The organism is Nocardia sp. NPDC006630 (assembly GCF_040611495.1).
Classification (GTDB): domain Bacteria; phylum Actinomycetota; class Actinomycetes; order Mycobacteriales; family Mycobacteriaceae; genus Nocardia.
In genome coordinates this window covers 697,726-722,862 of record NZ_JBEXOK010000005.1, presented here as the reverse complement: position 1 = coordinate 722,862, position 25,137 = coordinate 697,726, and the positions used below count along the sequence as shown (strand labels likewise).

The 25,137-nt window shown below is 67.9% G+C and carries 17 protein-coding genes; 6 read left to right on the top strand and 11 right to left on the bottom strand.

Translation table 11 applies throughout. The features are described from left to right. Window positions 1–67: 67 nt before the first annotated feature. The 3 genes from ABZX86_RS18205 to ABZX86_RS18195 form a co-directional block, all read right to left on the bottom strand. On the bottom strand, window positions 68–1,708 hold the full coding sequence (locus ABZX86_RS18205) for an acyl-CoA carboxylase subunit beta (protein WP_327143920.1): 1,641 nt from the start codon (window positions 1,706–1,708) through the stop codon (window positions 68–70). A gap of 241 nt (window positions 1,709–1,949) precedes the next feature. Beyond that, window positions 1,950–3,263 (bottom strand): L-lysine 6-transaminase, encoded by a 1,314-nt coding sequence (gene lat / locus ABZX86_RS18200; RefSeq protein ID WP_355124879.1) that lies wholly within the window; start codon window positions 3,261–3,263, stop codon window positions 1,950–1,952. Between the two features lie 106 nt (window positions 3,264–3,369). Then, the gene (locus ABZX86_RS18195; protein WP_067562135.1) at window positions 3,370–3,822 is read right to left on the bottom strand and encodes an Lrp/AsnC family transcriptional regulator; all 453 of its coding nucleotides are present in this window, start codon (window positions 3,820–3,822) and stop codon (window positions 3,370–3,372) included. 82 nt (window positions 3,823–3,904) lie between these two features. Here ABZX86_RS18195 and ABZX86_RS18190 point away from each other — a divergent pair, with 82 nt between their 5' ends. Beyond that, on the top strand, window positions 3,905–5,434 hold the full coding sequence (locus tag ABZX86_RS18190; RefSeq protein ID WP_355124791.1) for an aldehyde dehydrogenase family protein: 1,530 nt from the start codon (window positions 3,905–3,907) through the stop codon (window positions 5,432–5,434). A gap of 164 nt (window positions 5,435–5,598) precedes the next feature. Here ABZX86_RS18190 and ABZX86_RS18185 read toward each other — a convergent pair whose 3' ends face one another. Together ABZX86_RS18185 and ABZX86_RS18180 are read right to left on the bottom strand one after the other, a co-directional pair. Further along, on the bottom strand, window positions 5,599–6,450 hold the full coding sequence (locus ABZX86_RS18185) for an SDR family oxidoreductase (RefSeq protein WP_355124789.1): 852 nt from the start codon (window positions 6,448–6,450) through the stop codon (window positions 5,599–5,601). Beyond that, window positions 6,447–7,403: a patatin-like phospholipase family protein gene (locus ABZX86_RS18180; RefSeq protein WP_355124787.1), complete on the bottom strand. Its 957-nt coding sequence runs from the start codon at window positions 7,401–7,403 to the stop codon at window positions 6,447–6,449. Before ABZX86_RS18180 ends, ABZX86_RS18185 begins: the two co-directional genes overlap by 4 nt. An 88-nt stretch (window positions 7,404–7,491) precedes the next feature. Here ABZX86_RS18180 and ABZX86_RS18175 point away from each other — a divergent pair, with 88 nt between their 5' ends. Further along, window positions 7,492–8,091 (top strand): TetR/AcrR family transcriptional regulator, encoded by a 600-nt coding sequence (locus tag ABZX86_RS18175; RefSeq protein WP_355124785.1) that lies wholly within the window; start codon window positions 7,492–7,494, stop codon window positions 8,089–8,091. Here ABZX86_RS18175 and ABZX86_RS18170 read toward each other — a convergent pair whose 3' ends face one another. After that, window positions 8,092–8,637 (bottom strand): histidine phosphatase family protein, encoded by a 546-nt coding sequence (locus ABZX86_RS18170; RefSeq protein WP_355124783.1) that lies wholly within the window; start codon window positions 8,635–8,637, stop codon window positions 8,092–8,094. A 157-nt stretch (window positions 8,638–8,794) separates the two neighbouring features. Here ABZX86_RS18170 and ABZX86_RS18165 point away from each other — a divergent pair, with 157 nt between their 5' ends. Both ABZX86_RS18165 and ABZX86_RS18160 read left to right on the top strand, forming a co-directional pair. Next, window positions 8,795–13,588 carry an ATP-dependent helicase gene (locus tag ABZX86_RS18165; RefSeq protein ID WP_355124781.1) on the top strand — a complete coding sequence of 1,598 codons (4,794 nt, stop codon included), beginning with the start codon at window positions 8,795–8,797 and terminating at the stop codon, window positions 13,586–13,588. Between the two features lie 15 nt (window positions 13,589–13,603). Beyond that, a complete protein-coding gene (locus tag ABZX86_RS18160; RefSeq protein ID WP_355124779.1) occupies window positions 13,604–14,377 on the top strand; it encodes a DNA-formamidopyrimidine glycosylase family protein in 774 nt (257 codons plus the stop codon). An 836-nt stretch (window positions 14,378–15,213) separates the two neighbouring features. Here ABZX86_RS18160 and ABZX86_RS18155 read toward each other — a convergent pair. Further along, on the bottom strand, window positions 15,214–16,341 hold the full coding sequence (locus ABZX86_RS18155) for a HoxN/HupN/NixA family nickel/cobalt transporter (RefSeq protein ID WP_355124777.1): 1,128 nt from the start codon (window positions 16,339–16,341) through the stop codon (window positions 15,214–15,216). Between the two features lie 124 nt (window positions 16,342–16,465). On the opposite strand from ABZX86_RS18155, the gene ABZX86_RS18150 reads away from it, so the two are divergent. Continuing rightward, window positions 16,466–16,972 (top strand): Fur family transcriptional regulator, encoded by a 507-nt coding sequence (locus ABZX86_RS18150; protein WP_355124775.1) that lies wholly within the window; start codon window positions 16,466–16,468, stop codon window positions 16,970–16,972. A gap of 351 nt (window positions 16,973–17,323) precedes the next feature. Here ABZX86_RS18150 and glpD read toward each other — a convergent pair whose 3' ends face one another. After that, window positions 17,324–19,060, bottom strand: a complete 1,737-nt coding sequence (gene glpD, locus ABZX86_RS18145; RefSeq protein ID WP_355124773.1) for a glycerol-3-phosphate dehydrogenase — start codon at window positions 19,058–19,060, stop codon at window positions 17,324–17,326. Window positions 19,061–19,241: 181 nt separating this feature from the next. On the opposite strand from glpD, the gene glpK reads away from it, so the two are divergent. Beyond that, entirely contained in the window at window positions 19,242–20,738 is a 1,497-nt protein-coding gene (gene glpK / locus ABZX86_RS18140; RefSeq protein WP_355124771.1) for a glycerol kinase GlpK, read from the top strand. Window positions 20,739–20,787: 49 nt separating this feature from the next. On the opposite strand, the gene ABZX86_RS18135 is transcribed toward glpK, so the two are convergent. The 3 genes from ABZX86_RS18135 to ABZX86_RS18125 all read right to left on the bottom strand — a co-directional run bounded on the left by ABZX86_RS18135 (window position 20,788) and on the right by ABZX86_RS18125 (window position 25,017). Continuing rightward, window positions 20,788–21,981, bottom strand: coding sequence for a PLP-dependent aminotransferase family protein (locus ABZX86_RS18135; RefSeq protein WP_355124769.1), 1,194 nt, complete (start codon window positions 21,979–21,981; stop codon window positions 20,788–20,790). Window positions 21,982–22,287: 306 nt separating this feature from the next. Next, window positions 22,288–23,757, bottom strand: coding sequence for a hypothetical protein (locus ABZX86_RS18130; protein ID WP_355124767.1), 1,470 nt, complete (start codon window positions 23,755–23,757; stop codon window positions 22,288–22,290). A 120-nt stretch (window positions 23,758–23,877) separates the two neighbouring features. After that, the gene (locus tag ABZX86_RS18125; RefSeq protein WP_355124765.1) at window positions 23,878–25,017 is read right to left on the bottom strand and encodes a hypothetical protein; all 1,140 of its coding nucleotides are present in this window, start codon (window positions 25,015–25,017) and stop codon (window positions 23,878–23,880) included. Between the last annotated feature and the right edge of the window lie 120 nt (window positions 25,018–25,137).

Genomic DNA, 25,137 nt, shown 5'->3' with positions numbered 1-25,137 from the left:
GGAAACCGGCACGAAGCATGCCGGACCCTAGCCTCAGTGTGCGCCTCACACCGCGCTTATCGTCGAATCAGAGCGGAATGTTGCCGTGCTTCTTCGGCGGCATGGTCACCATCTTGCGTTCCAGCAGACGCAGGGCCGAAACGATCTGGCCGCGGGTGTGCGAGGGCGGGATGACCGCGTCGACATAACCGCGCTCAGCGGCCACGTACGGGTTGACCAGCGTGTCCTCGTACTCGTTCTGCAGCTCGAGGCGCAGCGCGTCGACATCGGCGCCTTCGGCTGCCGCGTCCTTGAGCTGCTTGCGGTAGACGAATCCGACCGCGCCCGAGGCGCCCATGACGGCGATCTGAGCGGTCGGCCACGCCAGGTTCACATCGGCGCCCATGTGCTTGGAACCCATGACGTCGTAGGCGCCGCCGTATGCCTTGCGGGTGATGATTGTGATCTTACCCACAGTGGCCTCACCGTAGGCATAGAGCAGCTTGGCGCCACGGCGGATGATGCCGTTGAACTCCTGGCCGGTGCCGGGCAGGAAGCCCGGGACGTCGACCAGGGTGATGATCGGGATATTGAACGCGTCGCAGGTGCGCACGAAGCGTGCGGCCTTCTCCGAGGCGTCGATGTCCAGGCAGCCCGCGAACTGCGAGGGCTGGTTGGCCACGAAGCCGACGCTGCGGCCGTCGATGCGGGCGAAGCCGATGATGATGTTCATCGCGCGCTCGGCCTGCACCTCCAGGAACTCGTCGTCATCCACCAGGCGCTTGATGACCTCGTGCATGTCGTACGGCTGGTTCGGCGAATCCGGGACGATGCTGTCGAGCTCGAGGTCCTCGGCGGTGAGCGAGTCCTCGATGGCGCCGACGATCGGATCGGTGGCCGGGAAGCGCGGGGCCTCGGCGCGGTTGTTGCTCGGCAGGTAGTTGAGCAGATCCTTGACGTAATCCAGGGCGTCCTGCTCGCCGGAGGCGACGTAGTGCGCGACACCGGACTTCACCATGTGGGTGTGGGCGCCGCCCAGCTCCTCCATGGTGACTTCCTCACCGGTGACGGTCTTGATCACGTCGGGACCGGTGACGAACATCTGGCTGGTCTGGTCGACCATGACGACGAAGTCGGTCAGCGCCGGGGAGTACACGTGCCCACCCGCGGCCGGGCCCATGATGAGCGAGATCTGCGGGATCACGCCGGAGGCCTGGATATTGCGGTGGAAGATCTCGCCGTAAAGACCCAGGGAGACAACGCCTTCCTGGATGCGCGCGCCGGCGCCCTCGTTGATGCCGACCAGCGGGCGGCCGGTCTTGAGCGCCAGGTCCATGACCTTGACGATCTTCTCGCCGTAGACCTCGCCGAGCGAGCCGCCGAAGACGGTGACGTCCTGTGAGAAGATGCAGATGTCGCGGCCGTCGATGGTGCCGTAACCGGTCACCACGCCGTCGCCGAGCGGACGCTGGTTCTCCAGGCCGAAATTCACGCTGCGGTGCCGGGCGAGCGCATCGAGTTCCACGAACGAGCCCTCGTCCAGCAGGGCGAGGATGCGCTCGCGCGCGGTCATCTTGCCCTTGGCGTGGACCTTGTCGACCGCGGCCTCACCCATCGGGTGCTTGGCCTCTTCCAGCCTGTTACGCAGGTCAGCGAGCTTCCCGGCGGTGGTGTGGATATCGGGGGCGCCCGCCGACCCCGGCGAAGGCTGCTGCTGGACACTCGTCATGCCCGGAGTGTAACCAGTGCCAGTGCCCTCTGGTAATCCCGGCAGGGCTACTCGCGAGTACGGTTATTGACTACCCGCCAGTTAATATCCGCAGGTAGATACCCGATTACGGGGGCCGCAGCGGTATGGCGGCCGCGAAAAATTTCGCCGTTCACACCGGTGCCGGACGGACACAAACCGCCCGGAATGTTCCGGGCGGTTCGAGTAGGTTGCCGTGTGGCTCGCGGCAATACCGTGCGGCTCAAGGCAATACGCGGTCCAGTGCGTCGACGGCCTCGTCCAGCTCCGGAACCGTGACGGTGAGCGGTGGCCGGAAACGAATACCGCGCTCCCCCGTGCCGAGGATCAGTACGTGCTCTTCCTCGCGCAGTGCGGTCACCACCGAGTCGCGCAATTGCGCCGTTTCGAGTGTGATGGCGCACATGAGACCGCGTCCGCGTGGCTCGGTGACTTCGATGCGGGCATCCGCCAATTCGGTGAGCCGCCCCAGCAGGTGCGTCCCGAGCTGCGCGGCGCGCGCCACGAGGCCCTCGTGCTCGATCACCTCGAGAATGCGGCGGGAGCGCACCATATCGGTGAGATTGCCGCCCCAGGTGGAGTTGAGCCGCGAGCTGACGTGGAAGACATTGCCGGGCACCTCGTCGACGCGCCCGCCGGCCATGATCCCGCACACCTGGGTCTTCTTGCCGAAGGCCACGATGTCGGGCTCCAGGCCCAGCTGCTGATAGGCCCACACGCTGCCGGTCATGCCGACGCCGGTCTGCACCTCGTCGAGAATGAACAGGGCGTCGTTGTCGTGGCAGAGCTGCTGCATCGCCCGCAGGAACTGCGGGCGCAGATGCCGGTCGCCGCCCTCGCCCTGAATGGGCTCGGCAATGAAACACGCTATGTCGTAGGGGTTTTCAGCGAAGGCGAGAGTGGCCTGATCGAGCGCGTGCCGCTCGGCGGCCTCGATATCCGGATGATCGTCACCCACGTACGGGGTGTCGATGCGCGGCCAGCCGAACTTCGGGAACCTGTCGGTCTTGACCGGATCGGTATTGGTCAGCGACAGCGTGTACCCGGTACGGCCGTGGAACGCTCCGGTCAGATGCAGCACCTTGGTGCCGAGTTCCGGTGCGCGCCCGTGCATTTCATTGTGCCGGGATTTCCAGTCGAAGGCGGCCTTGAGGGCGTTCTCGACCGCCAGGGCGCCGCCGTCGATGAAGAACAGGTGCGGTAGCCGCGGATCGCCGAGGACGCGCGCGAAAGCGTCCACGAAGCGCGCCATTTCGACGGTGTAGACGTCGGAGTTGCTGGGCTTGTTGAGGGCCGCGGCGGTGAGGTTCGCGAGGAAGTGGCGGTCATTGGCCAGCACCGGATGGTTCATGCCCAGCGCCGAGGAGGCGAAGAAGCCGAACATATCCAGATATGCCGTGCCGTCGCGGGCGTCGACAAGTCTTCGGCCGCAGGATTTTTGCAGGTCGAGGACTAGATCGAAGCCGTCGGCGAGGATGCTCGCGGACAGGATCTCATGCACCCGGGCGGGGGTGACCAACTCACGTCGAGTTTTCAGCGTTTCGGCAACCGCCCCGAGCCGATCGAATTCGAGGGTCACTCCCCCAGGGTAAGGGAATCTTTACGGTTTTGTCCGTAAATTTCGATGTAATTACGAGAGACGTCTACTTGTCATAGAATGTCTGCAGAATGATGGTGCTTCGAGTCCGAACGTTGGCCGTCGCGCGAATCTCCTGCAGCAGCTGCTCCAGATGCCGGGGGGAGGCGACACGCACCAGCAGCATGTAGCTCTCGTCACCGGCCACCGAGTGGCAGGCTTCGATGCCTGGGATGTGCTGCAGCAGCGCGGGCGCGTCATCGGGCTGCGACGGGTCGAGAGGAGTGATGGCTACGAATGCCGAGAGCATCTGCCCCAGGGCTTCCGGATCGACATTGGCTGTGTAGCCACGGATCACGCCTCGCGCCTCCAGCCGCCGGACCCGCGACTGCACCGCGGACACCGACAGATTGGCCTTCTCGGCCAGATTCGACAATGTGGCGCGGCCATCGGCAATCAGCTCGCGAATCAGCAGACGATCTATGTCGTCGAGTTGTGGTTTCGCCGGTGTATCCGCCATCAGCGAAGGCTAACGCAGCGAACCGAACTCGTGGCCGGAACCCATCACCCGGCGCATGCCGCTATCGACCAGGGAGCAGTCGATGACCCCCGCACTGACCGCAGACAGCACACGTGAACTGCGCACCCGCACGGAGGCGCTACTACGCGGCCTCGGCGTGGAATCACCCGAACCGGGCGCACTCTCGGCTCGTACGCCGATCACCGGCGGCGAGCTGACCAGCCTGCGGCCGAGTACTCCCGACGAGGTGGACGGCGCCATCGCCCGCGCTGCCGCCGCTTTCGAGGGTTGGCGCACCGTACCCGCGCCGCAGCGCGCGGCCGTGGTCCGGCGGCTGGCGCAATTGCTTACCGAACACCAGGCTGAGCTGGGCGAACTGGTCACACTCGAAGCCGGGAAGATCGGCGCGGAGGCCCGCGGCGAAGTCCAGGAAATGATCGATATCTGCGAGTTCGCCATCGGCTTGTCGCGGCAGCTCTACGGCAGCACCATGCCCTCGGAGCGTCCCGGGCACCGGCTCATGGAGACCTGGCATCCGCTGGGTGTGGTGGGCGTGATCTCGGCCTTCAATTTCCCGGTCGCGGTGTGGGCGTGGAATACCGCGCTGGCGCTGGTGTGCGGGGACACCGTGGTGTGGAAACCGTCGGAGACCACACCGCTGACGGCGCTGGCCTGCGATACGCTGCTGCGGCGGGCGGCGGCGGACGTGGGCGCGAATCCCGAAGTGCACCAGCTTGTTCAGGGTGCGGCCGAGGTCGGCGAGCAGCTTGTCGACGATCCGCGCGTGGCTCTGGTCAGTGCGACCGGATCGGTGCGGATGGGCCGGACCGTGGCACCGCGCGTGGCCGCCCGCTTCGGCCGCTGTCTGCTGGAGCTGGGCGGCAATAACGGTGCGGTGGTGACGCCTTCGGCGGATCTGGATCTGGCTGCGCGGGGCATCGTGTTCTCGGCGGCGGGCACCGCGGGGCAGCGGTGCACCACACTGCGGCGGCTGATCGTGCACGTGGATGTGGTCGGGCCGCTGCTGGATCGCATCGCTTCCGCGTATCGCCAACTGCACGTGGGCAATCCGCTCGACGACGGCGTGCTGGTCGGGCCGCTGATCGATAGCCGGGCGTATGCGGGCATGCAGCAGGCACTGCTGCGCGCGCAGGAGGACGGCGGTGAATTGATCTGCGGCGGTGAACGAGTCGAGGGTTTCGGGGACGACGCGTACTACGTCCGCCCGGCCCTCGTTCGCATGCCGGCGCAGACCGCAGTGGTTCGCGAGGAGACCTTCGCGCCGATCCTCTACGTCCTCACCTACCGCGATCTGGATGCCGCCATCGACCTGCACAATGGTGTCCCGCAGGGGCTTTCGTCGGCGATCTTCACGCAGAACCAGCGGGAAGCCGAGCGTTTCCTGGCGCCCGACGGGTCCGACTGCGGCATCGCCAATGTCAATATCGGCACCTCGGGCGCGGAGATCGGCGGCGCGTTCGGCGGTGAGAAGCAGACCGGCGGCGGCCGGGAATCCGGGTCGGACTCCTGGAAGTCTTATATGCGGCGTGCCACCAATACGGTCAACTACTCCACCGAACTGCCACTGGCACAGGGCATCCGGTTCGAATAGCGGATATGGCGGCCATATGCCGCCATTGATGCGAATGGGATCGGCGGCAGTCCGCAGCCGACTACGCGGCATGCACGCCTGCACCGGCAAGCCGACAGACGGGCATGCCGATCGAAGGCAACGGCCCGAACCCCCCATGCGGTTCGGGCCGTCTGCGTTTGCGATCAGTCGCGGTCGTCGGTGGCGATGGCGCGGATCTGGGCCTCGTACTTCGCGCGGGTGCTCTCGTCGGAGGGGTGCAGGGCGCGGTCGCCATTGATGAGGCGGCGGACCAGGCGGATGGCGGGCTCCGGTGTCGCGGCGAAGAGGGCGTCGATGGGGCCGAGGTAGTTCGGCACGGCGACCTCGGCCTTGCGGGTGCGGACGGTCTGGACGACGGCGGCGGCCACATCCTCGGGCTCGACGGTGGGCATGCCCGCGCCGAGGGCCAGGCCGGAGGACAGGCGGGTGCGCACGGCCGACGGCATGATGGTGCTGACGCTGACGCCGTACGGCGCGAACTCCAAACGGGTTGCGGCGGAAAGGCCTACGGCCGCGAACTTGCTGGCGTTGTAGACGGCCAGGCCCGGGATCGGGATCTTGCCTGCCAGTGAGGCGACATTCACGATATGGCCCTGACCGCGCTCGACCATGGCGGGCGCGACGGCGCGCATACCGTGGATGAGGCCCCACACATTCACATCGATGGTGGTGTGGCCCACGGCATCCGGTTCGTCGAGGAAGGCGCCGGCGGGCATGACACCGGCATTGTTGACCAGGATGTCGATGCGGCCGAAGTCGGCGACCACCCTGTCCCACTGCTCACGATTGCGCACATCCAGCGCGAAGGCCTTCGCGCCCAGGGCGGCCGCGGTGGTCTGGGCGGCGGTGGTGTCCACATCCGCGATGGCCACCTCGGCGCCCTTGCTGATGAACAGTTCAGCGGTGCACTGGCCGATGCCGCGGCCCGCGCCGGTGATCAGCACCCGTGCACCGTTGAGATCGATTGCGGGGTAGTTCTTTCCGAGGATGCTCATGCGAAAACTCCCTGTTCCATGGCCTTGCGGGTGCTGACCAGGCTGTGTTCGAACGTGGCAAGGCGGCGGCGGCCGTCCATGAAATTGGGGCCCATGACCGCGAGGTCTTCGGCGGTGGCGTCCAGGCGCAGCACCTTGGTGCCACCGGCGCGCAGCAGGGCGATCTCGGCATCGAGCTTCCCGCTCATGCGATTTCGCATCTGGCGCTCCAGGAAGTGACCCGCGCTGGTGGCGGGCAGTCGTCCGGTGGAGGCCATGGGCGCGAGCACCACCACCTCGTCGAGCTGGGCCGGCAGCAGCAGATCCACCGAGGCGGTGGAGGCCGCGCCGCCGTCGATGAATTCGCGGCCGTCGATGGGCACCGCAGGGAACCAGCCGGGCACGCCCCACGAAGCCCGCAGTGCCGCACCGAGACTCGCGTCCGGTGCGGAGGGTGAGCCGAAGGCCACGCGCTCGCCGGTGGCGGCGTCCATGGACACCAGCCAGGTGGCGGGATGCGGCACCCAGCCGCGGTCCGGATTGAGCCGGTCCGCGAGGCGCTGCAGCCAGGCGGCGTCACCGCTGCCCTGCGGGAGCAGGCCGCTGCCCGCGGTCAGCAGCGCGTGGCCGCTGGGCCGGGCGAGCAGTTCGCGCACCGCGCGGGCGGGCGCACCGAGGCGCGCATGCGGCAGTGGCGGGAATCGCCCGGGCTCGCAGCGCATATGTGCGGTCAGGATCGGGTTGGCAGAGGTGCCGTCCTGCATGGCGACCAGGTCGTCGACGCCGATGCCGCTGCCGAGCATGGTCAGCATTTCGGCGCCGGCCGAGGTGCCGATCATGACGTCGGCTTCGCGGGGATCCCAGTTCAGCACGTCGCGCGCGGCGGCCAGTGCGGCCACGATCCACGCCGCACCGAGGGTGCCGCCACAGCCGATGGCCAGGCCACGTCGATGTGGCCCGTTCCTGTTACTCATGGTTTCGAACACTACCGCCTCCACCTCTCTGCGGCTAATTTCAAATACCGGCGGTATCCCGAATCTGCTGGAACATAGAATCACTGCCATGGCACGACTGACCCGGTCCGAAAGCCAGGCCCGCACCCGCACGGACCTGCTGGTGACAGCACGCGATCTGTTCCTCACCGAGGGGTACGCCAAGACCAGCCTGGAACGGGTCGCCGAGGAGGCCGGGTACTCCAAGGGCGCGGTGTACTCGAACTTCAAGACCAAATCGGCGCTGTGCCTGGAAGTGCTGGAACTCATCCACGAGACCAAGTTCGGTGAGGTCACCGAACTCATCGAGGGTGAGGACAGCCTCGAAGCGCGGCTGGAACGCTTTCAGGGCTGGGCCGAGCACACCCTCGGCGATGTCGGGTGGACCATGCTCGAATTCGAATTCGCCATCGTGGCGCGCGATGATCCGGCGCTGCAGGCCGCCCTCGTCTCCAGCCTGGGGTTGGTGCGCGGCACCGTCGCGGCGCAGCTGCAGGTGCTGGCGGATTCCACGGGGGTGCCGCTGCCGATGCCCGCCGACGACGCGGCCACCGTCGTCCTGAGCCTCGGTCTGGGTCTGGGCATTCAGCGGGCCATCGATCCGACTCTGTCCGCGCGACTGATCACCGATGCGGTGCGGGCCATGGTGCGCAGCTCGCTCACCGCCTGATCACGGCCGGAAGTGCAGGGTCCATTCGCCGCGATAGTGCAGCCGGGTCACGCTGACCGGGGGAACGTCTATGCGCCAGAACGATTTCGCGGGCGCGTCGAGGGTGACGAGCAGGGCGGCGCGAATGATCGCGGGGTGGGTGATGGCAATGGTGGGCTCACCCTCGACGGCGATATCGGCCATCCACTCACCGGTCCGCTCGACCACATCCGCCACCGATTCGCCGCCGTGGCCGCGATAGCCCGGATCGGTGAGCCAGAGGTAGAGGTCCTCCTTGGGGACGGACATGAGTTCGCCGCCGCGCCAGGCGCCGGCATCCAGATCGCGTAGTCGCGAATCCTCGTCGCCCGTCAGACCCATGACGGTGGCCGTCTCGATGGCCCGGCGCTCGGGGGCGGTGAGCACCCGGGCGGCTTGCATGCGACCGCAGGCGGCGACCGCGCGGCGACCGGCCTCGGTGAGCGGTTCGTCGACCGGAAATCGTGCTTTGCGCATCGCCTCGGTCATCCCGTGACTGACCAGATCGAGTCGGAGCACCTTCTGCACCGTTCGAACCTTACGCGCGGCGAAAGCGCCCGTAGTTCGATTGCCCGTCCTTCGCTCCTCTCCCGGTCGCGGGCCTATCCGGCCCCCTTGACAGGCCGAACCCGGTCCTGACGGGCCGATCCCGGGGACTGTCGGTGGGCGGGTGCAGACTGGGGCGATGGATCGGTTCTCTCCCGCCACCCGGCAGTGGTTCGACGGCGCCTTCCCGGCGCCGACGGCCGCCCAGCTGGGGGCCTGGCAGGCCATTGCGGCGGGCGAGCACACCCTAGTCGTCGCGCCCACCGGGTCCGGTAAGACGCTGTCGGCGTTCCTGTGGGCGATCGACCGGCTGGCCACCCGCGAGCCCGCGCCGCCGAATGCGAAGGGCGAGAAGCGCAAGACCTCGGTGCTGTACATCTCGCCGCTGAAGGCGCTGGCCGTGGATGTGGAGCGCAATCTGCGGGCGCCGCTGGTGGGGATCACGCAGACGGCCAAACGGCTGGGATTGCCGGCGCCGGAGATCAGTGTGGGGGTGCGGTCCGGTGATACCAGTCCGGCCGATCGGCGCGGGTTGCTGCGCACACCGCCGGACATTCTGATCACCACCCCGGAATCGCTGTTCCTCATGCTCACCTCGGCGGCGCGGGAGACGCTGAGCGAGGTGCACACCGTGATCGTGGACGAGGTGCACGCCATTGCCGGGTCCAAACGCGGTGCGCACCTGGCGCTTTCGCTGGCCCGGCTGGAAGCGCTGCGCTCTGCCTCGCCCGGTTTCGAGCGTCCCGCGCAGCGGATCGGGCTGTCGGCGACGGTGCGGCCACCGGCGGAAGTCGGGCGGTTCCTGGTCGGTAGCGCGCCGATCACCATTGTGAATCCGCCCGCGCCCAAGACCTTCGATCTGTCGGTGCGGGTGCCGGTCGCGGATATGACCGAACCCGATGCGGGCGGTGAGGATTCGGATCAGCCGGGGTCCATCTGGCCGCATGTGGACGAGGCCATCGTCGATCTGGTGCTCGAGTATCGGTCCTCCATCGTGTTCGCGAATTCGCGGCGGCTGGCGGAACGGCTGACCGCGCGCTTGAACGAGGAATACGCGGGACGCATCGGCGCGGACGTGGACACCGAGCATGCGCCGCCCGCGCAATTGGGTGCGTCCACCGAGGTGATTCACGGTGCGGCGCCGCTGCTGGCGCGCGCGCATCACGGTTCGGTGAGCAAGGAGCAGCGGGCGCTCATCGAGGATGATCTCAAGAGCGGGCGGCTGCGCTGTGTGGTCGCGACCAGCAGCCTGGAGCTCGGAATCGATATGGGCGCGGTCGAATTGGTGGTCCAGGTGGAGGCGCCGCCCTCGGTTGCCAGCGGCCTGCAGCGGGTGGGCCGGGCCGGGCATCAGGTCGGTGAGATCTCGCGCGGGGTGATCTTCCCGAAGCATCGCACCGATGTCATCCACTGCGCGGTGGCTTCGCAGCGGATGACCGCCGGGCAGATCGAGGAATTGCAGATTCCGCTGCATCCGCTCGATATCCTCGCCCAGCAAACTGTCGCGGCGTGCGCGCTGGAGGCCATCGACACCGAGATCTGGTTCGACACCGTGCGCAGCACGGGAAGCTATGGCGCGCTCCCCCGTTCGGCCTACGACTCCGTGCTGGATCTACTGTCCGGCCGCTACCCCTCCGACGAATTCGCGGAGCTGCGGCCTCGCATCGTCTGGGATCGCGACGCCGGCACCCTCACCGGCCGCCCCGGCGCCCAGCGCCTGGCGGTCACCTCCGGCGGCGCCATCCCCGACCGCGGCCTCTTCCCGGTCTTCATGGTCGGCGAAAAAGCCTCCCGGGTAGGCGAACTCGACGAGGAGATGGTCTACGAATCCCGCGTGGGCGATGTCTTCGCCCTCGGCGCCACCAGCTGGCGCATCGAGGAAATCACCTTCGACCGAGTCCTCGTCACCCCCGCCTTCGGCCTCCCCGGCCGCCTCCCCTTCTGGCACGGCGACTCCCTCGGCCGCCCCGCCGAATTGGGCGCGGCCCTCGGCGAATTCGTCCGCACCGCAGGTAAGGCGGTGGAGCAGCACGGCACGGAAGCAGTGCGCTCGACCACCGTGCGGGTCAATAGTGCGGATCCCGTTCAACTAGGCACGGCTCTGCAGGAACTCCCCCACGGCGCAGAAACGAAGGGCTCCCGCAGCAAGCGAAATGGGCAGGGCGGCAGCAAGTCCACAGGTCACGCGAAGGCGGCTCGACCGGAGACCGAGTTGGAGCGGGTCACGGCCGCGGCGGGGCTGGATTCCAATGCGACGGCGAATCTTGTTGCGCTGCTGCAGGAGCAGCGGGCGGCTACGGGGCAGTTGCCGACGGATCGGACGCTGCTGGTGGAGCGGTTTCGGGATGAGCTCGGGGACTGGCGGGTGGTGTTGCATTCGCCGTACGGGTTGCCGGTGCATGCGCCGTGGGCGCTGGCGGTGGGGGCGCGGCTGCGGGAGCGGTTCGGGGTGGATGCGGCGCCTACGGCTTCGGATGACGGGATTGTGGTGCGGTTGCCGGACACCACGGACGATCCGCCGGGGGCGGAATTGTTCGTGTTCGAGCCGGATGAGATCGATGATGTGGTGACCGAGCAGGTGGGTGGGTCGGCGCTGTTCGCCTCGCGGTTCCGGGAGTGTGCGGCGCGGGCGCTGCTGCTGCCGCGCCGGGATCCGGGCAAGCGCGCGCCGCTGTGGCAGCAGCGACAGCGGGCCGCGCAATTGCTGGATGTGGCAAGGAAATTCCCGGATTTCCCGATCCTGCTGGAGACGGTGCGGGAGTGCCTGCAGGATGTGTACGACCTGCCCTCGCTGCGCGATCTGCTGAGCCGGGTGGCGCGGCGGCAGGTGCGACTGGTCGAGGTCGAGACGGCCACGCCGTCGCCGTTCGCGAATTCGCTGCTGTTCGATTACATCGGGCAGTTCATGTACGAGGGCGACAGTCCGCTCGCGGAGCGGCGGGCGGCGGCGCTGTCGCTGGACTCCAGTCTGCTGGCGGAGCTGCTCGGGCGCGTCGAGCTGCGCGAACTGCTGGACGGCGCGGTCCTGGAGCAGACCGAGCGGGAATTGCAGCGGCTGACACCGGAGCGGCATGCGCGGGATATGGAGGGGCTGGCCGATCTGTTGCGGCTGCTCGGGCCGCTCACTGCCGAGGAGGCCACTGAGCGTTGCACCGATGATCCGCGACCGTGGTTCGCGGAACTGGTGAAAGCCCATCGGGCCCTGGAGGTTTCCTTCGCGGGGTCGCGGTGGTGGGTGGCGGTCGAGGATGCGGCCCGGCTGCGGGATGCGCTGGGTGTACCGCTCCCCATCGGTGTTCCGGCCGCCTTCATCGAGCCGGTCGCCGATCCGCTCGGCGATCTGATCGGCCGGTTTGCCCGTACGCACGGACCGTTCACGCTGACAGCGGCCGCGCACCGGTTCGGACTGGGCACGGCGGTGGTCGCCACCGGTCTGCATCGATTGGCCCTCGAAAAACGTGTGGTGGAAGGCGAATTCACGCCCGGTTCCGCGGGCGCCGAATGGTGTGACAGCGAAGTGCTACGCCGCCTGCGCCGCCGTTCCCTGGCCGCGGCCCGCAAAGAGGTGGAACCGGTCGCCACCGCCGCCCTGGCCCGTTTCCTCCCGGCCTGGCAGCACATCGGCACCGGCGAACTGCGCGGGGTGGACGGCGTCGCCGCCGTGGTGGAACAGCTTGCGGGCGTGCCGATCCCGGCTTCCGCCTGGGAGTCGCTCATCCTCCCCGCCCGCGTGCACGACTACTCCCCCGCCATGCTCGACGAACTCATGGCCACCGGCGAGGTGCTCTGGTCCGGCCACGGCTCCATCACCGCTAAAGACGGCTGGGTCGCCCTGCACCCCGCCGACCAGGCCGCCCTCACCCTCCCCCCACCCGACGACCTCGACCTCACCGAAACCCACATCAGCCTCCTGATGGCCCTGGGCGCCACTGTGACCACCGAGGGTCAGGTGATTCCGAGTTCCGGCGGAGCGTATTTCTTCCGGCAGCTGGTTGATGCCAGTGGGGTGGAGGACGAGGGGGCGGTGGTCACCGCGCTGTGGGAGTTGGCGTGGGCGGGGTATGTCGGCGGGGATACGTTCGCGCCGGTGCGGGCGCTGCTGGCGGGGACGGCGCGGACTACGACGGCGCATCGGACGCCCAGGCGGTCGCCGCGGGGGCGGATGTACTTGCCGCGCACGGGGATTCCGGTGCGAACGAGTCCGCCCAGTGTGGCGGGCCGGTGGGCGCTGCTGCCGGAGCGGGTGGCCGACAATACGGTGCGCGCGCATGCCACGGCGGATGTGCTGCTGGAGCGGTATGGGGTGCTGACCAAGGGGTCGGTGCAGAGTGAGGGGGTGCGGGGCGGGTTCGCGCTGATGTATCGGGTGCTCACCGAGTTCGAGGACCGGGGGCGGTGCCGGCGCGGGTATTTCGTGGATTCGCTGGGTGGGGCACAGTTTTCGACTACCGATGTGGTGGATCGGCTGCGGTCGTTCGAGAACGATCGGCCGCGCGGCGCCGATGAGGGCGGGGGCTACTCGGGCCAGAGCGGGAGCTACTCCGTCGGCAGCGCCGGAAAGTCACTGGTGCTGGCGGCCTGCGATCCGGCGAATTCGTATGGGGCGGCGCTCCCTTGGCCGAAGTCGGCCGTAGAGGGTGCGGGGCATCGACCGGGGCGCAAGGCGGGGGCGCTGGTGGTGCTGGTGGACGGTGAGCTCGCGCTGTACCTGGAGCGCGGCGGCAAAACGCTGCTCACCTTCACCGAGGATCCGGCGGCCCGGACGGCAGCGGCCACGGCTCTGGCCGGGCTCGTGCACGATCGGCGCGTCGATTCGCTGGTCATCGACCGGGTGAACGGCGAGTCCGTGCACGGCAATACCTTCGCCGGCTTCCTCACCCAGGCCGGTTTCGCCGCCACCCCCAAGGGTTTCCGGCTACGGAGCCGCCCGTGAACCGGCGGCTTCGCCATGCCTGAGGGCGATACCGTCTTCCTGGCGGCAGCGCGGCTACGACGCGCCCTGGAGGGAAAGACACTGACCCGCAGCGACTTCCGTGTGCCGAAGTACGCCACCCTCGACCTGCGCGGCGAGCAGGTGGAGAGTGTGGGCGCCTACGGCAAGCACCTGTTCGTGCGCACTCCCGACCTGAGTATTCACACCCATCTGAAGATGGAGGGCGTGTGGCGGGTCTACACAGCCGGACAGCGCTGGACCAAACCGGGTTTCACCGCCCGCCTGATCCTCGCCACCGCGGACTCGGAGGCTGTGGGTTTCGCACTCGGCCTGGTGGAGGTGCTGCGCCGCGCCGACGAACACACCGCTGTCGACCATCTCGGCCCGGACCTGCTGGGCCCGAACTGGGATGCGGCCGAAGCGGCGCGCCGACTGTCCGGGAAACCGGAGCAGCCCATCGGCCTGGCCCTGCTGGATCAGCGAAATCTCGCGGGGATCGGCAATATCTATCGCAGCGAAATCTGCTTCCTGCGCCGCATCCACCCGGCGACACCGGTCGGCGATATCGCGGACCTACCCGGCCTGATCGACGAAGCGCATCGAGTCCTCACCCAGGCCGCCCACCAACCACCGTGGCGCGCACTGGCTTACGGCCGGCAGCGCCGCCCGTGCCGCCGCTGCGGTACGAATATGGTCGTCCACCTGCTGGCCGACGACCCCGCCCTGCCCCGGGCCGATCGCGGCATCTACTTCTGCCCGCGCTGCCAGCCCGCACCGAGCGGCGCCTAGACCACGATCGCGGCCCTGCCGCCTTGGCGCGCCCGGGATTTCATGACTTCGGGCCCCGGCGCAGTGCGCCGGGGCCCGAAGTCGTTACGAAGGGGTTGAACTCAATTTCGGTTACCGACCGGTGAGGCCGGTGATTGACACCGCGTCCGAACGTGTTGACAGGGACGCGTATTGCGTACGTATGTGCTCGTGGACCACCTCCCGGTTCGCAGATTGCGCACCCCCGCGCCCAGATTTCCGGCACGGTCCCGCTTCGAAAGTCCGCACGGGACTCCCGGCACTCTTTGCGGCGTTCTTCGTCCCCTCCTGCGGCCCAACCAAGATCGAATACTTCACCCACCGGCAGGGGACGGCACAAACCAACTTCTCCGGGCGATTCATCTTTCCCGGGCCCTTGACTTGCTGTTTGTCGAACAAGAGAGACAGTACAACGGTCCGTGCTGTTTGTCTACACCCATGAGTGCAGATTTTTTGCCACCTGGAACGCTTTTTTCGCCGACCAGCGTCAGTCAGGGGTCATGCGCGTGTCGGACGACACCGACAACCGCAAGCCTGAGCCCGTTTTCCCCGCAGAAAAAAACTATCATGGCGGATGTAGACATACCCCCGGGAATGGCGTAGATTCGCTGTCGTTGACAGTGAGAGATAGTGGCTGGGCAGGGGAACTGCCTGGAACATGAGGTTCGACCGTCCCCTCCGGCGCAGACGAGAATCCGGCACTCCCCCCGGGCCGGACCGCCGCCGGAGGGGGCGAAGAAGCAAGGTGAGAACCCACAGGCCCCGGCGCGACAGCGCCGGGGCCTGTCCGCGCGGCAACCGTCACCAACCGCCCGAGTTCAGGTGCCGTTCGGCCGATCCGCCAGGGCGACGGTCCACTTCTCCTCGATGCGGCCGAGACGCCAGATCAGCAGCGCGGCAATCCAGGTGAGCACGAACAGGCCGACTATGACGAAGCCGAGGATATTGAGGTTCAGGCCGCCGATCCAGTCCCAGATGCCGCCGGTCCAGCCGAGTTGATCGGCGAGGAGGCCGAGTAGTTCGACGGTGCCGATGATGAGAGCCACGGCGACGGACAGACCGGTGATGGTGATGTTGTAGTAGACCTTGCGGACCGGTTTGGAGAAGGCCCAGCCGTAGGCGAAGTTCATGAAGGAGCCGTCGATGGTGTCGAGCAGGCTCATGCCGGCGGCGAAAAGGACCGGCAGACAGAGGATCGCGTACCAGGGCAGTCCGGCGGCGGCGCTGGTGCCGGCCAGGACGAGCAGGGCCACCTCGGTGGCGGTGTCGAAGCCGAGGCCGAAAAGGATGCCGACGGGGTACATCTGCCAGGGCTTGGTGATCGACTTCATGGCGCCGCCGAAGAAGCGGTTCATGAATCCGCGGTTGTCGAGCTGCTTTTCGAGTTCGGCCTCGTCGTACCGGCCCGATCGCATATTCCGGAAGACGCGCAGGATCCCCACCAGGACAACGATATTGATGATCGCGATGATGTAGAGGAAGGTGCCCGACACGGTGGTGCCGATCAGTCCGGTGTAGTGGTGCAGCGCGGATGAATCGTCCTGGACCGGCCCGACGACCGCCTTCACCCCGACCGACAGCAGCAGCGCGAGCACGAAGACGACGGTCGAGTGGCCGAGTGAGAAGAAGAAGCCCACCGACAGCGGACGCTGACCGTCGTTCATGAGTTTGCGGGTGGTGTTGTCGATCGCGGAGATGTGATCGGCGTCGAAGGCATGCCGCAGGCCGAGGGTGTACGCGGTCAGCCCGACACCGATGCCGAGGGTTTTGTCACCGAGGCTGAAATGCTGCGGCGCGACAATGGCCACCAGGGTGACCCAGCCGATCACATGCAGCGCGACGACCACCCCGACCATTGCGGCGACCCGTGCCCACTCCCGGCGGGTCAGTGCCGTGCGGATGGTTTCGAGCCGCGACGGCTTCCGCTCGATCTCCGTGGTTGTCATGGCGCGCCCTCCCACAGAACCGAAGCAATCCAACGAATCAACGGTAACTTCGCCCCCCTCTTGTTGCAACTCGATGGCAACAAGAGGGTTGGCGGCGAACGGTATTGAGCGCAACACTGGTGTCATGACAGGAGCAGGGCACCAGATCGGCGCAGTGCATGCGGGGAACGCGCCCGGCCATCGCAACGATCGAGTGCGCGCATTGCTACGCGAGCGCGGATTGCGCTGTACAACTCCACGATTGGCGGTGCTGTCGGTGCTGGACACCGACCCGCCCGCCGGGCATCTCAGCGCCGCGCAGATCCATCGGCGGCTCACCGAGCAGGGCCGCGAGGTCGATGTGACCACGGTGTACCGCACCGTATCGACGCTGGTCGAGGTCGGAGTGCTGCATGCGCTGACGCTCGACGAGCACGTCACGACCTACGGTTTGGCCGACCATCCGCACCACCACGCCATCTGCACCCGATGCGCCACCATGATCGAAGTCCCCGCCGACCGCCTGAGCACCGCACTGGCCCAGGCGAGCCTCGGCAGTTCGTTCGCCCTGTCCGAGCACGCGGGGCTGACCCTGCACGGATTGTGCCCGGACTGCCAGGCGGCGCAGGACGCCACCGCCGACGTCCACTGATTCCTACCGCGCCACAGCTCCCGGATTCGCCGGCCGACCCACAACACCCTCGCTCCGGGCCTGCGCACACCATCCGGCCTGCACGGCCGAACAGGCCTGTGGGGCGCGCACCCGCGAATTCGGCTGGCGGGACATCATCGACCTCGGCGATATCACCAACGCCCGCGCCACGGAAATGCTGCTCCCCCTGTGGGTTCGCCTGATGACCCCGCTCGGCACCATGGCATACAACTACAAGGTGGTCCGCTAGCGGAACCGCAGCCAGCGCCGCCGCGTGCGGTAGGACTCGGCTTGAATACAACTGCGCGCCCGGCGAGTTCATCGCAGGGCGCGCGGTTGTATTGGTGAGCGCTAGTTTTCGACCGGGACCGGCTCCAGGATCTGGGGGCGCGGTTCGGGGGCGGCGATGCGGAGGGCGTCGGCCGAGGCGTCGTCGGGCTGGGTCTGGGATTCGATTTCGGCGGTGACGCGGGCTACGTACGTGGCTATCTCGCGGGCGGTTTCGGCCTCGTCCCAGCCGAGGACCGGGGCCACCAGGCGGGCTACCTGGTCGGCGCAGTCGACGCCGCGGTGCGCGTATTCGATGGAGATGCGGGTGCGGCGGGCGAGGATGTCCTCCAGGTGCAGGGCGGCTTCCGCGGCGGCCGCGTAGACCACCTCGACCTGCAGGTAGCCGGGGGACGCTTCGATCGGTTGCAGCAGATCGGGTTTGCCGTCGGCGAGGCCGAGCACCTCGTCGATGAGCGAGCCGTACCTGTTGAGCAGGTGCTGGATTCGGTACGGGTGGACGCCGTACTTCTCGGCCAGGTGCGGGGTCTGATTCAGCAGTGCGTGATAACCGTCCGCACCCAGCAGCGGCACCTTGTCGGTGATGGTGGGCGGCACCTGGCGCGGAATATCCTGTGCCGCTTCATCGACGGCGTCGTAGGCCATGACGCGGTAGGTGGTGTACTTACCGCCCGCGATGGCGACCAGGCCCGGTGCGATACGGGCGACGGCATGCTCACGCGAGAGCTTGGAGGTCTGATCGCTCTCCCCCGCCAGCAGCGGCCGCAGGCCCGCGTAGACGCCGGTGATATCGGCGTGCGTCAGCGGTGTGACCAGCACCGAATTGACGTGTTCGAGCAGGTAGTCGATGTCGTTCTTGGTGGCGGCCGGATGCGCGAGATCCAGATTCCAGTCGGTGTCGGTGGTGCCGATCAGCCAGTGATCGGTGCCCCACATAATCACGAACAGCACCGAGGTCGGAGTGCGCAGAATGATCGAGGTGTCGCTGGCGATGCGGTCACGCGGGACCACAATGTGCACACCCTTGGACGCACGCACATGGAATCGGCCGCGCTGATGTGCCAGCGACTGCAGTTCATCGGTCCACACCCCGGTCGCATTGATGACGACGCTGGCGCGGACCTCGGTGCGGCGACCGTCCTCACTGTCGTGCACCTTCACACCCACCACCCGATCCGCCTCCCGCAGGAAGCCGACCACCTGCGTGGATGTGCGAATGACCGAGCCGTAGTGGGCGGCGGTGCGGGCCAGCGTCATGGTGTGCCGGGCATCGTCTACCACCGTGTCGTAGTAGGTGAGTCCGCCGGTCAGCGCCGTGCTCTTGAGTCCGGGAGCCAGGCGCAGCGCTCCGGCCTTGGTCAGATGATGCTGTCCCGGAACGGATTTCGATCCGCCCATGGTGTCGTACAGGGTCAGGCCGGCGGCCACGTACGGCCGCTCCCAGCCGTAATGGGTGAGCGGGTACAGGAACTTGAGCGGCTTCACCAGGTGCGGCGCCAGCTTGGACAGCGACAGCTCGCGCTCGTGCAGCGCCTCGCGCACCAGCCCGAACTCCATCATCTCCAGATAGCGCAGGCCGCCATGGAACATCTTCGACGAGCGGCTGGAGGTGCCGGCGGCCAGATCGCGGGCCTCGACCAGCGCGACCTCCAGGCCGCGGGTGGCGGCATCGAGCGCAATGCCGGCGCCGACCACACCACCGCCGATCACCACCACGTCGAAGGTGTCCTTGCCCAGCCGGGCCCAGGCCTCCTCGCGCTGCTCGGGGCCCAGAAACTGCGATCGCGGGTTCTTCGTCATGCTCGACTCCTCCGGCCCGCCGCGGTATCGACGATGCGGCGCTCGTATCGATGACGCTCTGGTCGAAGCTCAGCTACTCGGGAGCAACCGTAGTCCACACTAATGGCTCACCGTGCGACCCCGTCCGTGGGAGCGCGCGTCATGGCGGCATGCGCGCATTCGCGGCGAGTAGCCTGCTCGAATGCGTCGATATGTGGCTGCCATCGATTCTGGTACGACCTCCAGCCGGTGCATCGTCTTCGATCACCACGGCCGCATCGCCGGGGTCGCGCAACGTGAGCACGAGCAGATCTTCCCGCAGCCGGGCTGGGTCGAGCACGATGCCGAAACCATCTGGCGCAATACCGAACTCGTGATCGCCGAGGTGCTGGACAAGCTCGGCATCGGGGCGGGCGATATCGCCGCGGTCGGCGTCACCAACCAGCGCGAGACCACCGTGGTGTGGGAACGCGCCAGCGGCAAGCCGATTCACCATGCCATCGTCTGGCAGGACACCCGCACCGCCGATCTCACCGTCGAACTGGCCGGATCCGACGGGCCGAACCGCTACGCCGACCGCACCGGGCTGCCGCTGTCCACCTACTTCGCCGGGCCCAAACTGCGCTGGATCCTCGATCGCGTGCCGGAGGCACGGCAGCGCGCCGAGGACGGGGAACTGTGCTTCGGCACCATCGACAGCTGGGTGCTGTGGAATCTCACCGGTCAGCACCTCACCGATGTCACCAATGCCTCGCGCACCATGCTGATGGATCTGCGCTCACTGCAATGGGATCCGCAGATCTGCGCCGATTTCGGCGTGCCCGTGGCCATGCTGCCGACGATCCGCAGCTCGTCCGAGGTGTACGGCGATATCACCACCACCGCGCTGGCGGGCGTGCCGATCGCGGGCATTCTCGGCGATCAGCAGGCGGCCACCTTCGGGCAGGCCTGCCTGTCCCCCGGTGATACCAAGAACACCTACGGCACGGGCAATTTCATGCTCATGAACACCGGCACCACACCGGTATTCAGCGAGCACGGGCTGCTGACCACCGTGTGTTATCGCCTCGGCGAGCAACCGGCCGTGTACGCGCTCGAAGGATCCATCGCGGTCACCGGATCGCTGGTGCAGTGGCTGCGCGACAACCTGGGAATGATCGGTTCGGCCGAGGAGATCGAGCCGCTCGCCCGCACCGTCGAGGACAATGGCGGCTGCTACATCGTCCCGGCCTTCTCGGGCCTGTTCGCCCCGCGCTGGCGGCCCGACGCCCGCGGCGTATTCGCGGGCCTGACCCGCTTCGTGAATCGCGGGCATATCGCGCGAGCAGTGTTGGAGGCCACCGCATTCCAGACCCGCGAGGTCATCGACGCCATGTGCGCGGATGCGGCCGCACAGCACCTCGATGTCGAAAAGGTGACGCTCAAGGTCGACGGCGGCATGGTGATCAACGAACTGCTCATGCAGTTCCAGTCCGACATTCTCGACGCCCCCGTGGTGCGTCCGGTGGTCACCGAAACCACCGCCCTCGGCGCGGCCTACGCGGCCGGGCTGGCCGTCGGCTACTGGGCCTCCCCCGACGACATCCGCGACAACTGGGCCGAGGACAAACGCTGGAACTCGACGATGTCCGGCGAAGACCGCGACCACCTGCTCCACGAGTGGAACAAAGCCGTCGAGCGCACCTACAACTGGGCCTGAGCCACCGACCAGGACCTGATGGCGGCGGGGGGATGCCGCGGCAGAACGGCTAGACCCGGGCGGGGGCGGCGGCGTGGGCCTTGGCCAGGCGGGCTACGGCTTCCTCCAGGACGGTGGTGTCCGAGGTGGTGAAGCACAGCCGCATGGAGTGGGTGTAGTCGGTGGTGACGGCGAAGGCGGAGCCGGGGACGTAGGCGACGCCCGCGTCCAGGGCGTGCGGGAGCAGGGCTTGGGTGTCGGTGCCGTCGGTGAAGTCGGCCCAGACGAACATGCCGCCGGTGGCGTCGGTGGTGGCGATGCGGTCGCCGAAGCGGGTGCGGACGGCGCCGACCAGGGCGCGGGCGCGTTCGCCGTAGGTCGTGCGGACCGAATCGACGTGGGCGGCAAGCCAATCGGTGTCCGACAGCAGGTCGGCGGCGATCTGCTGGGTGAGGGCGGAGCCGCAGAGGTCGGCGCCCTGCTTGAGCAATTCCACCGCGCGGCACACCTGGGTCGAGGCGACCATCCAGCCCACCCGCAGGCTGGGGGCGAGGATCTTGGAGGCGCTGGACAGGCGAATCACATTGGGCGAGTAAGTCGCCACCGGCGCGGGCGCGGGTTTGTCGAACCAGAGTTCGCCGTACGGATCGTCCTCGATGACCCAGAAGCCATGTGCCGTAGCGAGTTCCGCCAGTTCCATGCGGCGCTGCGCACTCATGGTGACGCCGCCCGGATTGTGGAAATTGCTGACGGTGTGCACGAAGGCCGGGCGCTCCCCGGCGGCCAGCAGCTCCCGCAGCACATCCACGCGCATGCCCTCGCCGTCCAGCGGAACCGCGACGATCCGCGCCCCGGCGGCCCGGAACACCTGCAGCGCACCGACATACGCCGGATCCTCCACCACGACCAGCGCACCCGGATCGAGCAGCACCTCGGCCAGCAGCGACAGCGCCTGCTGCGAGCCGTGCGTGACGAAGACCTCCTCCACCGGCACCGGGCGGCCCAGCCGCGCCGACTCCCGCGCGGCGAGCACCTCACGCAGCGGTCCCCAGCCCGGCGATTCGGTGTACTGCAGCACCGACCGATCGGCCAGCGCCGCCTCGGCCGCCGCGGCAATGCGATCCCGCGGCATGAGCTCGGCATCCGGCAGACCACCGGCCAGGCTGATGATGTCGGCGCGCGCGGTGAGTTTGAGCAGGTCGCGAATCGCCGAACTCTGCAGGCCGTCGAGCCGGCGAGACAGCGGTGGAGTTATCGCGGACATGAGAAACCTCCGAGGGAACGCCGGGGTATGCGAAATTCCACTGTGTCACAGCCAAACCACGAGGTGAAACCCGGGTCTCAGATCATGGGACGAATTCGCCCCAATGAGACCGACAACACGAGCAATGCCGCCCTCACGAGGCCCGCGCCCACTGCAACCGAGCTCGATCCGACCATGCGTCGGCTGGCAGAAATCGGCTCGCCGGGCCGATGACGACCGACATCTGCAAACCGCCGCGGCCCGGCCGGAACGCGCCGTTCACCGACATGCGAGGAGGCGGCACAACACGGCACCGAACCCGAGGTGTCAGCGCTCGTCGATGGCGAAGATCAGGTGTTTGCCGTCCTTGTTCACGGTGAGGATGTGCTGGCGGTAGACGGTGGTGGTGCCGTCGGGGCGGTGTTCGGTGAGGTCGGCGTCGTAGGCGTCGGGGCCCGCGTCGGTGATGCGCAGGCAGTAGCTGGTGCCGATCGGGATCACATCGTTGATCGCCTGCTGGATGGTGTCGGCCTGGGACACATTCGCCGCATCGGGGGCGACGAAGGAGCGGGCCTTCACGCCATTGCGGTCGGCGTAGAAGGCGTGCTGGAAGCCGAGGATGGCATCCGCGCCGGTCTCGGTGCCCCCCGCGCCATTGCCGATGGTCAGCGGTCCGTCCCGCTTGGTCGGGCAGCTCAGCGCGGCCACCGTGGTGGGAGCGGCGGTCGTCACCAGGCCGTCGGAGCTGGAGGCGGCGGACGCCGAATCGGATTTGTCACTGCCGCCGGTGAGCGCGACCACCACCCCGGCGACCGCGGCCAGTACCACCACGACACCCGCGCCGATCAGGATCGGCTTCCGTGAGGTCTTCGGCTTATCCTGCGGCGCAGCGGATTTCGGAGCCAACCGCCGCGCGATCTCATCGTCGGACCAGGACAGCGACTCCGATTTCGGCTCGGTCTTCTTCGGCATCAGCATCCGGCCGATGGGATCGTCCGCCCACGACAGCGATTCCTGCTGCGGCGCAGCCGATTCCGATTCTGCCGACGGCATGCCGGCGTCGGCAGAACGCAGCCACGCCGATTCCCGCCCGGCGAATGCGGCGGTGCTGATGCCGCCGCCCCGCGCCCAGCCCGCCGACGGTTTCTTGGCGGGCGGGGCCGGTTCGACACTGTGACGGACGGTCTCCTCGACGTCGCCCTGATCACCGAATCGATTGTCGTACAAGGCATCATCGCCGGTCGCGTACTGCGACGGCGGCACCGAGGAATCCGGCGCCGGATACTCGCCGTCGACCGGCCGCCATGCCAACTCGGGGCTCGGCGGCACCACCGGCGGCGCCCAGCCGGTCGCACCGGCATCCGCGGCGGGACCGAACTCGCCCGGCGCCGCACCGAAACCCGGTGTGGCCGCCCCGAAATCATTGAGCGGCGAACCGAAGTCGTTGCCCAGCACCCCGTAGGTATCGGTCGTCGGGCCGAATACCGAGACCGGCGGGCCGAAATCATTGAGCGACGGACCGAATTCCGACAGCGGCGGCCCGAAGTCGGACCCGGTACTCCCGGGTCCCGGCCCGAACGGCGATTCCGTCGTGTCCGGCTGACCCGAGAACCCCTCCTGCGGCGCGGTATTCGATCCCGCGGCATCGACGTGCGGATCGCTCGCGCCCGGCGCCTGCGGAGCACCGCCGTGCTGCTCGTGCGCTCCCGCGTGCTGCTCGTGCGCTCCCGGTTGCGCCGGTTCCGCGCCGGGAGTGGCCTCCGGGCGGTCCGCCGACTCGTCCTTGCCGGAATCCATCACCCGTCCTTTCGCCACACACGCGTGGGGCGGTCGTTTACGACCGCCCCACGCGACGACTCAACTCCTGCCGGCACCGAATTTCAACTCTTCGCCGGCAATAAATTCGGCCGGTATTTCTCAGTACTGGACCGAACCGCCCAACTGCGTGGTCACACCGCCGACGTCGGTGGTCTGGCCGGGGATATCACCCTCCGGGAGCTTACCAATCTGGCCGAGCGCGTCCAGGATGGTGCCGCCGCCGGGGAGCAGGCGCACGAAGTTCTCGGCGTCCGCCTTGGCGGCATTGGCGCCGGTGCTGTCGAGCACGAATTCGAGCTTGCGGTCATCGCCGGCGCCCGCGCTGGCGAAGGCCGTCACCTTGATCTGGTTGACCGTGGTGTAGTCCATCGACACACCGGCCTCACCGGTACCGCCCGGCGTGGTGTAGCCGATGGTGCCGACGTAACCGTCCAGATTGCTGAAGTGGTGGGTATTGGCGGCCCAGCCTGGCAGCGCGACGCCACCGTCGACATTGGCGCCGATCTCGGTGTGCGGTCCGGTCATCGCGACCACCGGCGCGGCCGGTGCGGTGTCGACGGCCGGGGACTGCCACTGCGGCTTCTGCACGGTCGGCTGACCGGTCAGCGTGTCCACCGAGGTGGTGTCCGACTGATCCGGGGCGACGGTATCCGGCTGGGTGTTACCCGGCTTGGCAGGCTGGTTCGGGTTCACCTGAGCCGGAATCGTCTGCTGGTTCGGCTTATCCGGCACCTGCACCGGAATGGCGGGCACCGTCTGGCCCGGCACCGGCAGCGGAGCGACGCGCGGCACGGTCACACCCGGCTGCGTCACCTTCGGCCCCTGCTGCGGCGCGACACCGGCCGGCTGGGTATCGGGCTTGGGAGCGTTGCCGTCCGAGGGGGCATTGCCCGCGGGCGCGGTGGTGTCCGGCTTGGGCGAACCGGGGGTGGTGACACCCGGCTGGCTCTGCTGCGGCTGGGTGACATCCGGTTTGGTGGTATCCGGCTTGGGCGCCGGCACCGAACCGATCTTGGGGTCGGGCGGGATCGGCGCGTCGGTCGTCGGCGACTGACCACCATCGGTGGCGCCCGGCTGACCGTCCGTGCCGCCCGGCTGCTGTCCGGGGGCCGCCGGGACCGCGCCCGGGTCCGCGGGGGCCGCATTCGCGGGAGTACCCAGCAGGCTGACCACGGCGGCCGCGCCGACCAGTGACAGGGAGGTGCTGGCCTTGATCCGATTCGGCTTGCGGTGCTTCACTTTTCGCCCTATTCCTTCGTCCCTCATCACCACGAACGGACGTGCGGGCGAGTACGAGCTGTACACCGGCTGACCCGGAAAGGGTTGACCCACCGACATTCTCGCGACCGCCCTGCCGAT